Here is a 16,834-nt window from a genome sequence, read left to right as displayed (position 1 = left end):
TTTTTACTTATATTTAATTTTAATTAATAATATTCAATTTTTAAATGATAATGACGGTTGAAGATGGAGAAAACCAGCTATTTCCAATTTATCTTCATTCATATTTAATTGCAAAAGTCTCATGGTAATACCTGATTTTTCTAAATTTCGCAGATTTAACTGAGTATTTATATTATCAGCAAATCCTTGTAGTAGTTTAGATGATAGTTGTCTATTATTTAATGTTCCTTGAATATTATTAATTTTCAATGTATGACCTTTAATTAACTCTAAACTCAATTCTAGGTTAACATTTAATAATTCTTCCCCCCGAATCGGTAATTTTAATTTTGTTTCAATGGCAAGACGATTATTTGGTAGTAAATTTAAAGTTAAATCAATGATTTCAAGGGGTAAATCTTGAGAATTTCCTCCCAATTTTGTCATCATTGCTTGTGCCTGTGGAGATTTTAGCAATTTATTCAAATCATTTTCTGTTAAGATAATTCTATAACCCATATTTAAAGGTTTTTTTAGGGATTTTTGCCAGTTATTCCCCCTTATTTGTCTAATTTCAGATAAATTTAACCCCACAGAATCTGTCTCTAATTCCAGTAATTCTACACTAATATTTGCCTTTAGTTGCCATTGTTTAAGACTAATTTTGATAGAGTCGGCTTCGCCTTTTGCTAGTTGATGAGTAGGAAGACTATTAATTCTGACTTTTACATCCTCAACCTCTTCAGACATATTACGAATTGTATAGGTTAAAGAATTATTAAGAATAAATCCAATAGAGGAGAATAGAGACATTATAATAGTAGTAAATATAACAAAAATTTCCATATTCGGTCAATCAGTAAATTATTTTGTATTTTAAAAATCACCATTTCATTTTAAAGTAAATTGTTTTTATTTTATATCTAATAAATATTTATTTTTTTTCGCTGTCAAAATATATTTAATAATTTAACTATCAATCCTAATTTATCTTGTTAAAAATCTTCATTAAACAAAATTTAACTTTTAATTAAATGATCGATATCAAAAAAAATTTTCTAACTAAACTAAAAATCACATGAGTGTTAATATCAGTATTAACAAAATGACCCGTAAAGGAGTTAAAATCTTGAATGAAAAAGAAACATCATTCTTAATTTATATTGTTGATGATCAACATATTAATTTGGACTTGATTAGTATTTTTTTAAAACATAAGGGTTTTAATATCTTAACTCAAACAGATATTATGAAGGCAATACCAGAAATACAAAAAACTTGTCCTGATTTAATTCTGTTAGACGTTTTGATGCCTAATTTAAGCGGTTTTGATGCTTGTTGTTTATTAAAATCTTCTCCTCAAACAAAAGATATTCCCATTATTTTTATTACAGCTTTAGATGACATTGAAAATAAAATCAAAGGATTAGAATTAGGTGCAGTAGATTACATAATCAAACCGATTCATTTACCAGAATTATTATCAAGAATTAATAGTTCTTTAAAAATCAGAAATTTAACAAAAAGTTTACAACAACAAAATCAACTTTTATCTGATGAAATTTTAGCAAGAAAAAAAGCACAATTAGAATTAAAAAATAGTGAAAAAAAATTAAAAACTATTATTAATAATAATCTGAATGGTATGGTTATTGTTGATCAAAATGGTAAGATTTTATTTCTTAATTCTGAAGCTGAAAAATTATTTAATCGCAAAAGAGAAAAAATGCTAGGGGAAATTTTAGGAATTCCTCTTGAGTTTGACAAAATTATTGAATTAGACATTCCTCATTCTTCATGGCAATTGATTACTGTTGAAATTAGAGCTGTGCCTATTATTTGGAATGATAATAATGTTTTTTTAATTTCTTTGACTAATATTACTGAGCAAAAAAAAATAGAAGAAAAACTAAATATTTTGTTTCAAGCATCCGAACAAAGTCCAGCCTCAATTATAATAACAGATACTGATGGTAATATAGAATATGTTAATCCAAAATTTGAAGCTATTTCTGGTTATAAAGAAGAAGAAATAATTGGTAAAAATCCTCGTATTCTCAAATCAGGACATACTACTAGTAAAGATTATGAAAATTTATGGGCAACTTTAACTAAAGGAAAAGAATGGCACGGTGAATTTCATAATATCAAAAAAAATGGTGAATTATATTGGGAAAAAGCTTTAATTTCTCCTATTTTTAATTCTGCTGGTGTCATTACTCATTATATGGCAGTTAAAGAGGATATTACTGAAAAAAAACAACAAGAGACTTTACTACAATATCAAGCAAAATATGACCATTTAACAAATATTCCTAACCGTAATTATGCCTTAGAAAAAGTTAATTATTTATTAGCACAAGCAAAAGAAACTCAAACAAATTTAGGATTAATGTTTATTGATTTAGATCATTTTAAAGAAGTTAATGATAATTTAGGTCATGATTTTGGAGATGAATTATTAATTCAAGCAACAGAAAGAATGAAAAAAGCATTGCGCAATACAGATTTATTGGCGAGGTTAGGAGGAGATGAATTTTTTATTGCTATACCTTTTGTGGAAAAATTCAGTCATTTAGAAACTGTTGCAGAAAAAATTATCAAATTGTTAAGACAAAACTTTAATATTTTTGATCATTCAGTATCAATTTCTGCCAGTATTGGTGTTACCTTTTTTCCCTATGATGGCGATAATTTAAAACAACTGATTCGTAATGCTGATTTAGCTATGTATCAAGCCAAAAAACAAGGTAAAAATCAGTTTAAATTTTATCAGTCAGAGATGAATAAAATAGAAATTAATAAATCTAATTTAGAAAAAAATTTCCACCAAGCTATTGAAAGAAAAGAGTTTCAATTAGTATATCAACCAGTGGTAGAACTTACCACACAATTAATCAATAGTGCTGAGGCTTTAATCAGGTGGGAAAATAAAGAATTAGGTTTAATTTGGCCTGAAAAATTTATTCCTATTCTCGAAAAAAATGGTATGATTATTCCTTTGGAAAATTGGATTTTACAATCTGTTGTTGAAGATATAAAAACTTGGGAAGAAATCAAAGATATTCCCATTAGTGTTAATTTATCAGAATATGAGTTTGAAGATGAAAATATTATCAATCGATTAACTAAATTTATTCCTGAAAATCACCGTCAACATAATAATATTCAAATAGAAGTAACAGAGCAAATGTTATTAGAAAAAAAATCAATAACAACTATTTTTAATGATATTCTAAAGTTAAATATTGACTTATGTTTAGATAATTTTGGTATAGGTTTTTCTTCTTTAACTAACTTAAGTAAGTTTACTTTTTCATCAATAAAAATAGATTCTTCTTTAATCCATAGAATAGTAGAAGACGATAAAATAAAACTTTTGGTTAAATCCATTATTTCAGTAGCAAAAGTATTGAATATTAAAACTATTGCTAAGAATATAGAAACAAAAGAACAATTAGATATACTAATAAATTTAGGTTGTGATTATGGACAAGGTTATTTTTTTTCTGAGCCTTTATCTACTATAAATTTTATACAATATCTTTTAAAACAACAGAAACAAATTAAAAATTCCCTCAATATTTATGACGGTTAAATTTTACTAAATATAGAATCAAATCATTATAAAAATTAAACTGGAAAAAAAAATCCATGATAAAAAACAATATCGAGTTAATAACAATGTTTTTTGGATAATGTTTTCATCGATTTTATTAATTGGTTTTCCCAATAAAGGTTTAAATTTTTTCTCTCCTTTATAAGTATTTTCGCCCCCTAATTGTATTCCTAAAATCACAGCGTAAATTCCTTCACTCCATCCTGAATTAGGACTAGGATCTTGAATTGCATATTGCTTACATTCAGTAATTATATTTTTAACATCTCCAGAAATAATAGCAAGAGTTAAAACTGTTAAGCGGCAAGGCAACCAAGTTATATAATCTTCTAATCTAGCACTAAACCAACCGATGTCAATAAATGGTTCTTTTTTATAGCCAATCATAGAATCTAATGTACTCAATGCTTTATATGCGATCGCTAAAGGAACACAACCAATCACAGGAATAAATACTCCTAACAAAGCATAAAATAAAGGTGCAGTAACGCCATCGGTAGTATTTTCAGCAACGGTTTCTAAAATAGCCCGAAAAACCTCATCAGTGGATAGATTATCAGTGTCTCTACCGACATAAAAACTAAGACGATAACGCGCTTGAGGTAAATCATCTTTTCTGAGGTATTGTAAAACATCTTCTGCGGCACATCTTAAACTTTTTCCAGCAAAACAACTAGCTAATAAAATAACTTGAATAACGATACCGAAATAATTATTAATTTTCGTGGCAATATCAATTAACAACCAAGTCATTACACCACTACCGATAACTAAAACTACGCAGAGAATAAATCCTGCAATTTTTCGCAGTAATTTATGTTCAGTATTTTTGAGAATAAAATTAGTATAAGTATTAATCACCCATCCCATTAATTGTACAGGATGAATCCACCCCCAAGGATCACCAAGAAGATAATCTAAAACTGACGCAAAGTAAATAATTAACAACTAATAACGAAAAACTAACAATTGACAATTACATTGTATTTTATTCTGTTGCCCATTACATTTTGTTTATTTCTATTTATTTGGCTAATTCTAAATAACTTTAAATAATAAAATTATTTTCTTCTCCATAAGATGCTTGACGACTACGAGCATCATAATATAAATCAGCTAAAGTTATATTATAAATTGCCTCTTTTAACTTGTTATTTAACCGTCGCCATAAACAAATTGTCACCCAATCTTCTGGGGAATCACCATCGATATTATAATTAGGTAAAGGCTCAATTTTATCTCCCACTGCTACAAGAATATCTCCCAAAGAAATATCTTCTGGCAAAGAAGCTAATTGATAACCGCCATTTGCACCTCTAATAGATTTTATTAACCCAGCTTTACGAATTTTGATTAAAATTTTTTCCAGATAAGCAGCCGGTAAATTTTGACGATTAGCAATAGCATTAACAGAAGTGGGCTGAGAATTAGATTGAAGACTCAAATCTAATAATGCCTTTACCGCATAATAGCCTTTAGTGGTTAACTTCATGCTTAAATTTTAGGATTTCACGATAAGTTTAAGTTTCAAACAGATTTTATTATCTCAGAGATTATAAATCAGTTTATCAAAGATTAAGTTTAGTAAAAAAAGTTAAATTTTGCTATATTAGTATATTATAGTTTATGAACAAAAATTTAAGAACTATTTTGTAGATTGACTCAAAATAGCTAGTTTAAAATTTAGCAAAATTAAAGTAAATGGCAACAAAAAAACAACAACCTCTAGTGGGAAAAGATTTACTAAAAACAGTAAAAAAATTAGGTAACGTTTCTCGTGAAGAAAAAGCCATTGAGTGTGGTTATTATACTTTGACAGATAATGGTCAAAAAAGAGTTAGTATGGTTAAATTTCTTAATGCTTTAATCGAAGCAGAAGGCATTAGTCTTGATAATGAAACCACCATTGATAGTAAAAAAAGAGGCAGAAGTGCTAATTATCGCATTAATGTACAATCTAATGGTAATCTTTCCATTGGCAAAGCCTACACTGATAAAATGGGTTTAAAACCTGGTGATGAGTTTGAAGTTGTATTAGGGAGAAAAAATATTCATCTTAAACAAGTTGATTTAGACGAAATTTAAACCATTGATCATTAACAATTAACAATTAACTTTCTTCGTTATAATCATGGTTAATCAATGCTCTTGTTTTTGAAAAATGGCAAAAGATAAAGACACTCAATCAAAATCTTGGTGGAATCGCCCTCTTTTCGGTGATATTAGTGTTGTAGAAAGAATTTCAGGAGCATTAAATCCCCTAGAAATACCAGAGTTAGCATTATCTTTACATGATACTGAATTAGAAGAATTGGTTAAAATTGAGCCAACTTTACGAATGCTCGATAATGATCAATATACCTCTGAATTTCTTTGTTTTATGAAAATTAAATATAAGCTAGAAAATAATCTTGATGAATATAAGGGCTTACAAACATTCATTAAAATTTTTAGCTTTGCTATTAAACATATTAATGATTTTCGTACCATTAGAAGAATGGAATTAGATTTTCAAGATCAAAATCAAGTTGACTTATATGAATTTATTGAAGATCAATTAAATCACAATTCAGATCCAATACTTTTTAAAACACTTGTTACAGAAGAAATTGAGCAATTATTAGCAATCATTACTAATGAAGCTACTCAAAAAGCTCTTTTATCATATCAAACAGCTTTAAATAAAATTATGGTAACTCAAATTGGCTTAAATTTGTTATTACTATTTAAAAAATATCAAGTATCTGATTATGCAATATTTAGCATTATTAATAGTATTCTAAAACAGTTTAAACAACAAGATTTGACTAATTTAAAAGCCTTAGTGATGATCGTAAAAGTTAATTATGATGAATTAGATAAATTGGGAAAACTAATTGGTATTAATCATAATGAAGAAGACGTTATTACCTATGCCAAAATTATTCAATATATCGCCTTATCTAATCGTTATGAAATTCTTATTTACCGTTTTCAACAACTATTAGATATTATTAATAAATGGTATAAACATTATCAAACTGTGTCAGAAATTAGACAAAAATATCCTAGTCATAAATATAAAATTTCTCCTACATTTACAGAAACTATACCGGGAGAATCTATTTATTTTAAATATCAAGATTATTTAACCACCAATTTGTGACATCGTGCGATAATAGGTATTATTTTTTGTTCCTGAATCTCTTTCTTTATAATTAATTTCAGGTTTTAATAATAATAATTTAGCCACTTTTTTTCTAATTTTTTGTGTATTAATTCCCCCTCTTAACAAGGTTTTTAAGTCAATCTGTTCTGTCTCATTTAATAAACAAGGACGTAACCAACCATCGGCGGATAATCTGACTCGATTACAGCGATCGCAAAAACACTCAGACATTTGAGAAATAAAGCCTAAAGTGCCTTTACTATCAGGAATTTTAAATATATCAGCAGGACCATTTCCAGTAATATGAGCCTCTTCTAAACCCCATTTAGCCTTAATTTGTTGCCTAATTTCCACCGAGGGAATCCACGCTTTTTCAGAAAATAATTCATGATTTCCAATAGGCATAAATTCGATAAATCTAACGTGCCAATTACGATTAATTGTTAATGCGGCTAAATCTAAAATTTCACCATCATTAACTTCTGGGATAATTACCACATTTAACTTTAAAGGGTTAAATCCTATTTCATAAGCTGTTTGAATTCCAGCCCACGTTTTGTGCCAACGGCTTTTATTTTTATTACCAATAATTTGATCAAAAGTTTGAGGATTCAGAGAGTCTAAACTAATATTTATTCGGCGTAATCCACTATCAAATAATAATTGTGCTTTTTCTAATAATAAATAACCATTAGTAGTTAAAGCTAAATCTTTTGTTTGAGGTAAATTAATAATTTCTGTGATAATTTCAGGTAAATCTGAACGTAATAAAGGCTCACCTCCCGTCAACCGAAATTTAGTAAAACCTAAAGGAATAAAAACCTCTTTTAGTAAAGTTAATAGCTCAGATTTTGTTAATATTTCTGAAGATAAAAGATAGTTTAATTTTTCCTCTTCTGGCATACAATATTGACAACGAAAATTGCACTTATCGATTAAACTAATCCGCAAATAATCTATTTTATTCACAATACAAAAGGCAAAATAATTAACTATAAACTATCTATAAAGGCAATTCATAAACCACCTCTAGCAACTAACTGTGTTTTTGTACAACTTCTAATGGAATAAAATCTAAAATTTTTTCGTGGGTAGAAGCAAGAATAACTTGTTTTTTTGATATATTCATTTTATATAACTATGATTTAATCAACTTTATTGACGTGTATATTAAAGTTATTAATTGCTTGGGCAACTTCAACAACTTTATCTAAAGATAATTCAGGAAAAATCGGTAAACTTAATACTTCTTCTGCTAATTTCATAGTGATAGAATTGGGTTGATATTGTTTTTTATAAACAGGTAATTGATCTTGCGGAATTGGATAATAAATCATACTACCTATTCCTAAATCAGCTAAATAATCTTTTAATTGATCTCGTTTACCGTTAGTAATTCTAATAGTATATTGATGAAAAACATGACCTTTACTCATTTTTGGAGTAATAATATTAGGATTATTTGCCAATAATTCATTATACGTTTGGGCTATCTTTCTTCTTAATTGATTCCACTGATTTATATATTTTAATTTCACTCTTAAAACACAAGCCTGTAAACTATCAAGGCGAGAATTATAACCCAATAATTCATTATTATAATTAGTTTTTGCCCCATGCACTCGCAACATTCGACTTAATTCGGCAATATCATCACTATTAGTTACAATCATGCCACCATCTCCATAAGCGCCTAAGTTTTTTGTAGGGTAAAATGAAAATGCTCCAACATCGCCAATACCACCGACATATTTCCCTGTTATGTTTTGCCGTTGATTATCATCACAATTTTGATAGCATCCTACACAATTTCCATCATAACTTGCTCCAAAGGCTTGGGCACAATCCTCAATCACTTTTAAGCCATATTCCTTGGCAATGCTTAATATCTGAGTCATAGCGGCAGGTTGCCCATATAAATGTACGGGGATAATAGCTTTCGTTTTACTGGTAATTTTGTCTTTGATGGTGTTAGGATCTATATTGAAACTGTCCTTTTGAATATCCACAAAGATAGGTTTTGCACCTACTAAACTTATTGACTCCGCCGTAGCATAAAAAGAAAAAGAAGTAGTAATAACCTCATCTCCTGCACCGATATTTAAAGCACGTAGGGCAATAATCAACGCATCTGTGCCAGAATTAACCCCGATTGCGTGTTTAATCCCTAAATAATTAGCAATTTCACTTTCTAGTAGTTTAACTTCAGGTCCTAAGACAAACTGTGTTGATTCTAACACATTAGCGATCGCCTGATCAATTTCTGCTTTAAGTTGTTGATATTGAGGCTTTAAATCAAGAACAGGAATTTTCATGTAAATGTTATGATAAGATCAAGAAGAAATAAAGATTAACCTTAGAGTTTACACTATTTTTCTTTATTTTCCTCATTATTGTTAGGAGAATTAATGGGGGGTTGGGTTTGAGATTTTTCTTGTGCTAAGCCTTGCTTAATAATCTTCAAAACCTGTTGATATCTAGTATTTTGAGGATCAAGTTTAACTAATTTTTCCGTTAAAGGTAAAGCAGCCTGTAAATTTCGTAATTGTAACTGAATTTCGACTAATTTCTCTAAAGCAAAACGGTTATCAGGCTCTTTTTCCAATACTAACTCATAACCTTTCACTTCTTTCTTTAGTAGAGCCTCAGCAGAAGAATCTTCTCCCTGACTTTGATTTACAGATGGAGTCGCTGGTTTAGTAATCATTTCAATGACGCTAGACGCTGAAAACCAGAAAAAAGCCAAGCCAGAAATTATAATAAAACTTTTTTTTACAATCTCTTTAGAAGTTACTTTTGCCATGAATAATAGTTAAGGATGAGGAATAAACAATTTTATAGAAGTGAATGAAATTGATCTCAATAATCAATAATTTACCTATATTTTCAACTCTCCATTGTCAACTGTCAACTGCTGAAAATATTTACTTTCTAATAAAAAACAACCTTGAGTAAAACGAATCGCCCAATAACCTCCAGGGCGTGGACTTAAAACAATACCTTCTTCTCCTAATGATATTACACTTGATGGGCGTAACATCGGCATTGGATCAGCAGTTTTGATGTATGGTGGTATCTCAATGACTTTCACTCGATTACCTGATTTAATATTTAAGTTTGTCATTATTTTTCATATGATTACACAAAGCAATTATGCTTAATGTCTGATTAAGGTGTTTCCCAAATACTTTATAGGGGATCAGTTGTGCCAAAGGATCAATATCATAGTTATGATAAGAGTTATCATGACTATCATTATCAATGATCATCATTTTTTAAAGCATTGAGACGGAATTTACAGATTTTACAATTCATTTTTACTTCCCCATTTGAAGTTTCATTTGCATTAAATTTTTGTGATGAATAGGAATAATATTTAATTATACTAATCCTTAAAAACTAACGTAAATACCACACAGGGGGATAAGTAATTTGTAATGGATATATCATTATAACGCAGAAGGAGGACGAATATACTCTTTGACACCCACTGAATTTAAGTAAAGTTTTATTGCCTCTTGAGTATTTCCATGATAAGCAATTTCGCCATGATCTAACCAAATAGATCGATCACATAAGTCTTTTACATATTCTAAACTATGGGAAACAAATAATATTGTACTACTTTGTTCCCACAAACTTTGAATACGTCCTCGTGATTTATGAGTAAATTTAGCATCCCCAACAGATAAAACTTCATCGAGAATGAGAATATCTGGTTTTACATCCGTTGCAACAGCAAAACCTAAACGTGCTTTCATCCCTGAAGATAATGCTTTAACAGGCACTTCTGCATATTCCTGTAACTCTGCAAATTCAAGAATTTCATAAGTCCGACTTCTCATTTCTTCTTTAGAATAACCTAATAAAACACCATATAAAATGATGTTATCCTTAACAGACATTTCCATATTAAAACCAGCACCCAATTCAATTAAAGGTGCAATATTTCCTCTGACTCTAACCGTGCCAAAAGTGGGAGATAAAATACCGCAGATAACTTTTAGTAAAGTAGATTTACCTGCACCATTTGAACCAATTATTCCAATTTTTTCACCGCTATTAACTACAAAATCAACATCTTTTAATACTTGTTTTTTTGCGGGTTTAACATATTTTCCTTGTAAAAAAGAGAGAACTGTTTTTTTTAAATCGTAAGAAAATTCTTCTTGAGTTCTACGCCATAAAGAAACATTATTTAGTCTAATAACTTCTTGATCCATTGCAATTTTTAATAGTGATAATAAAAGTAATAAATAGTAATTAAAAAGAAAACTTGTTTAAAGTAAATCCATAAAAGATGATTGTACTCGACGAAAAAATAACCACCCTAAAGTTAAAATAATTATGCCACTTAAAAAGCCTTTCATCAAGTGACTAATTTCAGGAAAAGTTCCCTCTAAACTTATTTGTCGTAAACTTTCAATAATTGGTACTAAAGGATTAAGATATAGAAATGGTTGTACTCTTTGAGGAACAATTTCTGCAGGATAAAATACGGGACTGGTAATCCAAACAATAAAAGTCATAATTTCATAAAAGTACCCTAAATCTCTAAAAAAGACAAATAAAGCACTTAAAAATAAACCGACTCCAGTACAAACTAAAACTAGGGCAATAAAAGGTAATAATAATAAAAATACAGATAAGAGATTGTGAGTTTTTATTAATGTAACAATGATTAATAATGGTAATGAACCAACCACAAATTGGAAAATATTAGCGGCTATCATTGATAAGGGAAAAACAGGCAATGGTAACTTAATTTTATTTAATAAATCTCCATTAATAACAATACTACTTAAGGCTTGAGTGGTAGAAGAATTAAAAAAATTAATTATTAATAAACCAGTAAAAGCCGCAAACATATAATTAATAATAGAATCTCCGAAATAAGAAGCAAATGTTGTACCAAAAATAACAGTATATAAAGTAGTCATAATAATGGGATTTAATAATGACCAATATACTCCTAAAAAAGAACCACGATAACGAGTATTTAAGTTTTGTGGCACTAAAACAGAAAGTAATTGCCAATAACGTTCCAGCTCATGCCAAAAAGACAATTTTTCTACAAAGATTAAAGTTTTTTTTCTGGTTAAAATCATAAATATTAAAAATAATAATTAACTATTGCTATTTAATAAAATTATTGTATCTTAGAGTTACCTTCTTTTCCTGTTAGCTATTCTCCCCATTTAAAAGGATAATTGAAATAAGTTACTATAAAATCGGTTCATTTTAAAGTTAAATATGAGTCTCAACTATTTTATAGTCTGTTGAAAATGATATTCTATAGAATAAACTTAACCAAAACATAAACTATAATTAGTTACTACTTGGGCTTTAATAATGTCCTAATCAACTCGTTTTCTGCTATATAACCTTCCATAAAGACATATCAAAATTGATTTAATCAAAAATGACCAATCATAAAACAGCTTTAATTACAGGCGTTACAGGACAAGATGGCTCTTATTTAAGTGAACTATTATTGAGCAAAGGTTATCACGTTCATGGTATTATCCGACGGACTTCCACTTTTAATACTGATCGAATAGATCATATATACCAAGATCCTCATCAAGAAGATGCTAGATTTTTTCTTCACTATGGTGATTTAACTGATGGTACTACTTTACGTCGTATTTTAGAAGAGACACAACCTGATGAAGTGTATAATTTAGGTGCGCAGTCTCATGTTAGGGTAAGTTTTGATGCCCCAGAATTTACTGTTGATAGTGTCGCTATGGGTACACTAAGATTACTAGAAGCCATTAGAGATTATCAGCAGAGAACTTCTACTGATATACGTTATTATCAGGCAGGATCATCAGAAATGTTCGGAAAAGTCTTAGAAATTCCTCAAAAAGAAACCACCCCCTTCTATCCTCGTAGTCCTTATGCTTGTGGAAAGGTATATGCCCATTGGCAGACAATTAATCATCGTGAATCTTATAATTTATTTGCTTGTAACGGTATCTTATTCAATCATGAAAGTCCCCGTCGTGGTGAAACTTTTGTAACCAGAAAAATTACCAGAGCGATCGCCAGTATCGTAGCAGAAAAACAAAAAAAACTCTATTTAGGTAATATCGACTCAAAAAGAGATTGGGGTTATGCGAAAGATTATGTCGTTGCCATGTGGTTAATGTTGCAACAACAAGAACCAGATGATTATGTTGTTGCCACAGGAGAAACCCATTCAGTCAAAGAATTTTTAGAGTTGGCTTTTTCTCACGTTAACTTAAACTGGGAAGATTATGTTGCCTTTGATGAACGTTATTTGCGCCCTGCGGAGGTAGATTTATTAATAGGTGATCCTACAAAAGCAAAAGAAAAATTAGGTTGGCAACCTAGCGTTACATTCACTGATTTAGTTCATCTAATGGTAGATGCTGATTTAGAAGCTATTGGAATTACTAATGGTAATAAAATAAAAGATCAAGCTTATATTCGTCAAAATATGCTACATAACGTTAATTAAGAATTAAATAAATAACTCTCGTTAAAATTTAAAAAAATTCTTATCACCATTCACCATTGCCTAACTTTTGAAAGAAGTATATCAACTATTAACTACTATGTTAGATTTAAGTACAAAAAAAATCCTTGTTACAGGAGGTGCTGGTTTTTTAGGTAAGCAAGTTGTCGCCGAATTAATTAAAGCTGGTGCAAATGCAGATAAAATAACCATTCCACGCTCAAAAGATTATGATTTGACTAAATGGGAAAACTGTCAAAAAGTGGTAACAAATCAAGATGTAATTATACATTTAGCTGCCCACGTAGGAGGTATTGGTTTAAATAGGGAAAAACCTGCGGAATTATTTTATGACAACCTAATGATGGGGGCTCAATTAATTCATGCGGCCTATCAAGCTGAGGTAGAAAAATTCACTTGTGTTGGTACTATTTGTGCCTATCCTAAGTTTACCCCAGTACCTTTCAAAGAAGAAGACTTATGGAACGGTTATCCTGAAGAAACAAATGCACCTTATGGCATCGCCAAAAAAGCCTTACTTGTACAATTAGAATCTTATCGTCTTCAATACGGTTTTAACGGTATCTATCTTTTACCAGTAAATTTGTATGGACCTGAAGATAATTTTGATACTCGTAGTTCTCATGTGATACCTGCATTAATTCGTAAAGTTCACGAAGCACAACAAAGAGGAGATAGAGTGATTCCTGTATGGGGTGATGGAAGTCCTACCCGTGAGTTTTTATACTCTAATGATGCGGCAAGGGGTATTGTTATGGGGACTCAATTTTATGATAATTCTGATCCTGTGAATTTGGGAACTAATTTTGAAATTACCATCAAAGACTTAACAGAATTAATCTGTGAATTGATGGGATTTGACGGTGAGTTACGTTGGGAAACTGATAAACCGAATGGGCAACCTCGTCGTTGTTTAGATACTTCTAAAGCTAAAGATGCTTTTGGTTTTACCGCCAAAATAGACTTAAAAGAGGGTTTAAAAAATACTATTCAATGGTATCGGGAAAATAGTGAAACTTTCACTTAATATCAAAAGAAATCCCACGCCTAGTTTTCAAAAAACAAAAAAATATCAAACAGGTGTTGGGATGCCAATCTGGTAAAAAATAAACTAAAGGTAAAACCCATTTATTTAAGTTGCATCTTTTCAAATTAGTAAAAAATTAAAAAACTCTTACTTATTAGACATCAACTACATTTAAAAATAAAATCAATTTAAAATAAAAGATTATTAATTTTAACGACTATTACCCATTGCCTATTTAACAATAACGTACAGATTGTTCTAATGCTCGAGGCTCTCCCGTTTCTGCATCGGTGTTATGACAAGCAAACATCATATTCGACGATAACTTTTCAAATTCTATCTGATCGCCCTCCCTTTTAAGCAAATATCCTCTTAATTCTTTGATCGGTAAATTAGTATATTGATCAATTTCATCAGTAAAAGATCGCAAAATAATTGAACCATGAGTAGTAATGCCCTTGAGTAAACGAATCATAAATAGTTCCTTTATCCCCTTTTGATAACCATAATTAACTTGATTACGTTTTCTGGTTAAATCTACCACAAATACTTCTCCTTCACTATCAAGAAAAGTAAGGATAGCAGTAGAGCTACAATGAGATTCTAGTTCTAAAAAAAGAGGAGATAAGCTATTTTGGATCATAATAAAAATAATTAAGCAATCAATAACAAATTCATGGGATTCGCAAACTTAGTCAAAAAGCCTAAAGATAATTATATTAGGGGCAAAAAAAATACAGTCAATCGTCTTAGAAGTGAACAGAAAAAAGTTTGGTTAACCGTAGGACAAAATGACCAACCAGTATTTATTATGCTCTTAATCAGTCTTTTTCTTGTGGGCACTATTGGCTTTCGTCTAGGATACCTACAAATAGTCGAAGGTGACAAGTATTCCCTTAAAGCTGACAATAACCGCACTAAAATTATCCCAAAACCTCCCGTTAGAGGTAATTTATTTGATCGCAAAGGTCGAATTTTAGGAGCAACTCGGCTGTCTCATTCTGCTTACTTGTGGCCTATTGCCCAAAAAAAGGAAAATTGGCAAGAAGCAAAGACGATGTTAGCAAAAATTTTGGGTATATCAGAAGATAACTTACAAAATATTTTAGAAAAAGAAGGTTATGATTCTCCTACTCTTGTGCGTATCGCCCGTAATTTAACCCCTCAACAAATCACTGCCATTGAAGAAAATAGGAATTTACTTTCAGAAGTAGAAGTCGATGCTGACACTGTAAGATATTATCCTAATCATAAAATTGGATCTCATGTTCTAGGTTATACAAGAGAAATTAATGCTGATGAATTAAGAGAACGTCAAAAAGAAGGTTATCGTATGGGAGATGTGATTGGTAAAATGGGGGCTGAAGCTGGTTTTGAGTCAGAATTGCGAGGAGAATGGGGCGGAATCCTCATGGAAAGAGATGGCACGGGAAAAGTTATTCGTAAACTAGGCATCAAAGAAGCAAAAGCAGGAAATGACGTTACCCTTACCCTAGATTTAGAATTACAAAAAGTAGCCGAAAAAGCTCTAGGTGATCGCAAAGGTGCTGTAGTAGCCCTTGATCCTCGTGATGGTGCAGTCCTAGCGATGGTGAGCTATCCAGCCTTTGATCCTAATATTTTTTCTGGCAAAATTACAGAACAAGTATGGCAAGAAGTACAAGCAAAAGGCTACCCTTTAATTAATCGTGCCTTAATGGGATTTCCTCCCGCATCCACCTTTAAAATCGTCACGGCTACGGCTGGAATGGAATCAGGGAAGTTTTCGTCTAAAACAGTTTTACCTACTTATGCTTACCTTCATGTGGGGGGGACAGCCTTTGGAGAATGGAATCGAGCGGGATTTGGACCGATGGGTTTTGTAAGAGCAATGGCATGGAGTAGTAATACTTTCTTTGGGCAAATAGGCAATGGTGTCGGTGGTGAAACCTTGATAGATTGGTCAAGAAAATACGGTTTTGGTAGTAAGACAGGTATCGAAATTCCTGAAGAAACCCCGGGCTTAATTGCTGACAATGAATGGAAAAAAAAGCGATTTGATTGGGAATGGACTGTTGGTGATACTGTTAATATGTCCATAGGACAAGGTTTTACCCAAGCCACTCCCCTACAAGTAGCTGTCATGTTTGCTGTACCTGCTAATGGCGGTTATAAAGTAATACCCCATCTTTATGAAGATAAAACTGCTTTCCTCAAAAAACGTCAATCTCTCAATTTAAAACCTGAAACCGTCAGTACCATTCGAGAAGGTTTACGAGCAGTGGTTAGTAGCGGTACAGGTGGTAAAGCCGCCCTTAGTGGTATCGCTGTAGCAGGAAAAAGTGGTACTGCTGAAGCACCTCCAGGGAAATCTCATACTTGGTTTGGTGGTTTTGCTCCCTATGATAAGCCTGAAATCGTTGTAGTTGCCTTTGTCGAACACTCTGGTGGGGGAGGGGGTTCAACGGCTGGACCTATTGTTAAACAGGTTTTAGAAGCGTATTTTAAAGCGAAATCATAGTTAATAAGTCAATGAAAAGATATTTTCTCTGACGAAAATTTATGTCAAGATAATCA

Annotated in this window: 16 protein-coding genes; 6 read left to right on the top strand and 10 right to left on the bottom strand. The window is 30.8% G+C overall.

Annotated features, from left to right (window positions below; genetic code table 11):
- Nucleotides 1-33: 33 nt before the first annotated feature.
- Nucleotides 34-792: a DUF2993 domain-containing protein gene (locus tag GM3708_RS04985; protein WP_231933076.1), complete on the bottom strand. Its 759-nt coding sequence runs from the start codon at nt 790-792 to the stop codon at nt 34-36.
- Between the two features lie 316 nt (nt 793-1,108).
- Here GM3708_RS04985 and GM3708_RS04980 point away from each other — a divergent pair, with 316 nt between their 5' ends.
- Nucleotides 1,109-3,577, top strand: a complete 2,469-nt coding sequence (locus GM3708_RS04980) for an EAL domain-containing protein (RefSeq protein WP_231933074.1) — start codon at nt 1,109-1,111, stop codon at nt 3,575-3,577.
- A gap of 18 nt (nt 3,578-3,595) precedes the next feature.
- Here GM3708_RS04980 and cbiB read toward each other — a convergent pair whose 3' ends face one another.
- Nucleotides 3,596-4,546, bottom strand: coding sequence for an adenosylcobinamide-phosphate synthase CbiB (cbiB, locus tag GM3708_RS04975; RefSeq protein ID WP_066344606.1), 951 nt, complete (start codon nt 4,544-4,546; stop codon nt 3,596-3,598).
- 100 nt (nt 4,547-4,646) lie between these two features.
- A complete protein-coding gene (locus tag GM3708_RS04970) occupies nt 4,647-5,090 on the bottom strand; it encodes an Rrf2 family transcriptional regulator (RefSeq protein WP_066344605.1) in 444 nt (147 codons plus the stop codon).
- A gap of 209 nt (nt 5,091-5,299) precedes the next feature.
- On the opposite strand from GM3708_RS04970, the gene GM3708_RS04965 reads away from it, so the two are divergent.
- Together GM3708_RS04965 and GM3708_RS04960 are read left to right on the top strand one after the other, a co-directional pair.
- On the top strand, nt 5,300-5,683 hold the full coding sequence (locus GM3708_RS04965; RefSeq protein WP_066344604.1) for an AbrB family transcriptional regulator: 384 nt from the start codon (nt 5,300-5,302) through the stop codon (nt 5,681-5,683).
- A gap of 76 nt (nt 5,684-5,759) precedes the next feature.
- On the top strand, nt 5,760-6,743 hold the full coding sequence (locus tag GM3708_RS04960) for a hypothetical protein (RefSeq protein WP_066344602.1): 984 nt from the start codon (nt 5,760-5,762) through the stop codon (nt 6,741-6,743).
- Here the strand turns inward: GM3708_RS04960 and moaA are convergent.
- The 6 genes from moaA to GM3708_RS04930 all read right to left on the bottom strand — a co-directional run bounded on the left by moaA (nt 6,726) and on the right by GM3708_RS04930 (nt 11,854).
- Nucleotides 6,726-7,715 carry a GTP 3',8-cyclase MoaA gene (gene moaA, locus GM3708_RS04955; RefSeq protein WP_066344601.1) on the bottom strand — a complete coding sequence of 330 codons (990 nt, stop codon included), beginning with the start codon at nt 7,713-7,715 and terminating at the stop codon, nt 6,726-6,728. The genes GM3708_RS04960 and moaA overlap by 18 nt on opposite strands.
- A 176-nt stretch (nt 7,716-7,891) precedes the next feature.
- Nucleotides 7,892-9,061 carry a DegT/DnrJ/EryC1/StrS aminotransferase family protein gene (locus tag GM3708_RS04950; RefSeq protein WP_066344600.1) on the bottom strand — a complete coding sequence of 390 codons (1,170 nt, stop codon included), beginning with the start codon at nt 9,059-9,061 and terminating at the stop codon, nt 7,892-7,894.
- Between the two features lie 53 nt (nt 9,062-9,114).
- Nucleotides 9,115-9,549, bottom strand: a complete 435-nt coding sequence (locus tag GM3708_RS04945) for a lipopolysaccharide assembly protein LapB (RefSeq protein WP_066344599.1) — start codon at nt 9,547-9,549, stop codon at nt 9,115-9,117.
- Between the two features lie 75 nt (nt 9,550-9,624).
- Entirely contained in the window at nt 9,625-9,870 is a 246-nt protein-coding gene (gene sipA / locus GM3708_RS04940; protein WP_066344598.1) for a regulatory protein SipA, read from the bottom strand.
- A gap of 325 nt (nt 9,871-10,195) precedes the next feature.
- The gene (locus tag GM3708_RS04935; RefSeq protein ID WP_066344597.1) at nt 10,196-10,969 is read right to left on the bottom strand and encodes an ABC transporter ATP-binding protein; all 774 of its coding nucleotides are present in this window, start codon (nt 10,967-10,969) and stop codon (nt 10,196-10,198) included.
- Between the two features lie 57 nt (nt 10,970-11,026).
- A complete protein-coding gene (locus GM3708_RS04930) occupies nt 11,027-11,854 on the bottom strand; it encodes an ABC transporter permease (protein WP_066344596.1) in 828 nt (275 codons plus the stop codon).
- A 314-nt stretch (nt 11,855-12,168) separates the two neighbouring features.
- Here GM3708_RS04930 and gmd point away from each other — a divergent pair, with 314 nt between their 5' ends.
- Together gmd and GM3708_RS04920 are read left to right on the top strand one after the other, a co-directional pair.
- The gene (gmd, locus tag GM3708_RS04925) at nt 12,169-13,233 is read left to right on the top strand and encodes a GDP-mannose 4,6-dehydratase (protein WP_066344595.1); all 1,065 of its coding nucleotides are present in this window, start codon (nt 12,169-12,171) and stop codon (nt 13,231-13,233) included.
- A gap of 97 nt (nt 13,234-13,330) precedes the next feature.
- Entirely contained in the window at nt 13,331-14,278 is a 948-nt protein-coding gene (locus tag GM3708_RS04920) for a GDP-L-fucose synthase (RefSeq protein WP_066344594.1), read from the top strand.
- Nucleotides 14,279-14,513: 235 nt separating this feature from the next.
- Here GM3708_RS04920 and GM3708_RS04915 read toward each other — a convergent pair whose 3' ends face one another.
- Entirely contained in the window at nt 14,514-14,921 is a 408-nt protein-coding gene (locus GM3708_RS04915) for a hypothetical protein (RefSeq protein WP_066344593.1), read from the bottom strand.
- A 33-nt stretch (nt 14,922-14,954) separates the two neighbouring features.
- On the opposite strand from GM3708_RS04915, the gene mrdA reads away from it, so the two are divergent.
- The gene (gene mrdA / locus GM3708_RS04910; protein WP_066344592.1) at nt 14,955-16,778 is read left to right on the top strand and encodes a penicillin-binding protein 2; all 1,824 of its coding nucleotides are present in this window, start codon (nt 14,955-14,957) and stop codon (nt 16,776-16,778) included.
- Nucleotides 16,779-16,834: the final 56 nt, after the last annotated feature.

The organism is Geminocystis sp. NIES-3708 (genome assembly GCF_001548095.1).
In the GTDB taxonomy this organism is placed as follows: Bacteria; Cyanobacteriota; Cyanobacteriia; order Cyanobacteriales; family Cyanobacteriaceae; genus Geminocystis.
This window is presented reverse-complemented; position numbering and strand designations above follow the sequence as displayed.

Coding starts and splice junctions, on each gene's coding strand:
- GM3708_RS04950 (WP_066344600.1), bottom strand. CDS start 9,061: ATGAAAATTCCTGTTCTTGATTTAAAGCCTCAATATCAACAACTTAAA.
- GM3708_RS04965 (WP_066344604.1), top strand. CDS start 5,300: ATGGCAACAAAAAAACAACAACCTCTAGTGGGAAAAGATTTACTAAAA.
- gmd (WP_066344595.1), top strand. CDS start 12,169: ATGACCAATCATAAAACAGCTTTAATTACAGGCGTTACAGGACAAGAT.
- GM3708_RS04930 (WP_066344596.1), bottom strand. CDS start 11,854: ATGATTTTAACCAGAAAAAAAACTTTAATCTTTGTAGAAAAATTGTCT.
- GM3708_RS04960 (WP_066344602.1), top strand. CDS start 5,760: ATGGCAAAAGATAAAGACACTCAATCAAAATCTTGGTGGAATCGCCCT.
- GM3708_RS04985 (WP_231933076.1), bottom strand. CDS start 792: ATGTCTCTATTCTCCTCTATTGGATTTATTCTTAATAATTCTTTAACC.
- sipA (WP_066344598.1), bottom strand. CDS start 9,870: ATGACAAACTTAAATATTAAATCAGGTAATCGAGTGAAAGTCATTGAG.
- GM3708_RS04945 (WP_066344599.1), bottom strand. CDS start 9,549: ATGGCAAAAGTAACTTCTAAAGAGATTGTAAAAAAAAGTTTTATTATA.
- GM3708_RS04915 (WP_066344593.1), bottom strand. CDS start 14,921: ATGATCCAAAATAGCTTATCTCCTCTTTTTTTAGAACTAGAATCTCAT.
- mrdA (WP_066344592.1), top strand. CDS start 14,955: ATGGGATTCGCAAACTTAGTCAAAAAGCCTAAAGATAATTATATTAGG.
- GM3708_RS04920 (WP_066344594.1), top strand. CDS start 13,331: ATGTTAGATTTAAGTACAAAAAAAATCCTTGTTACAGGAGGTGCTGGT.
- GM3708_RS04935 (WP_066344597.1), bottom strand. CDS start 10,969: ATGGATCAAGAAGTTATTAGACTAAATAATGTTTCTTTATGGCGTAGA.
- GM3708_RS04970 (WP_066344605.1), bottom strand. CDS start 5,090: ATGAAGTTAACCACTAAAGGCTATTATGCGGTAAAGGCATTATTAGAT.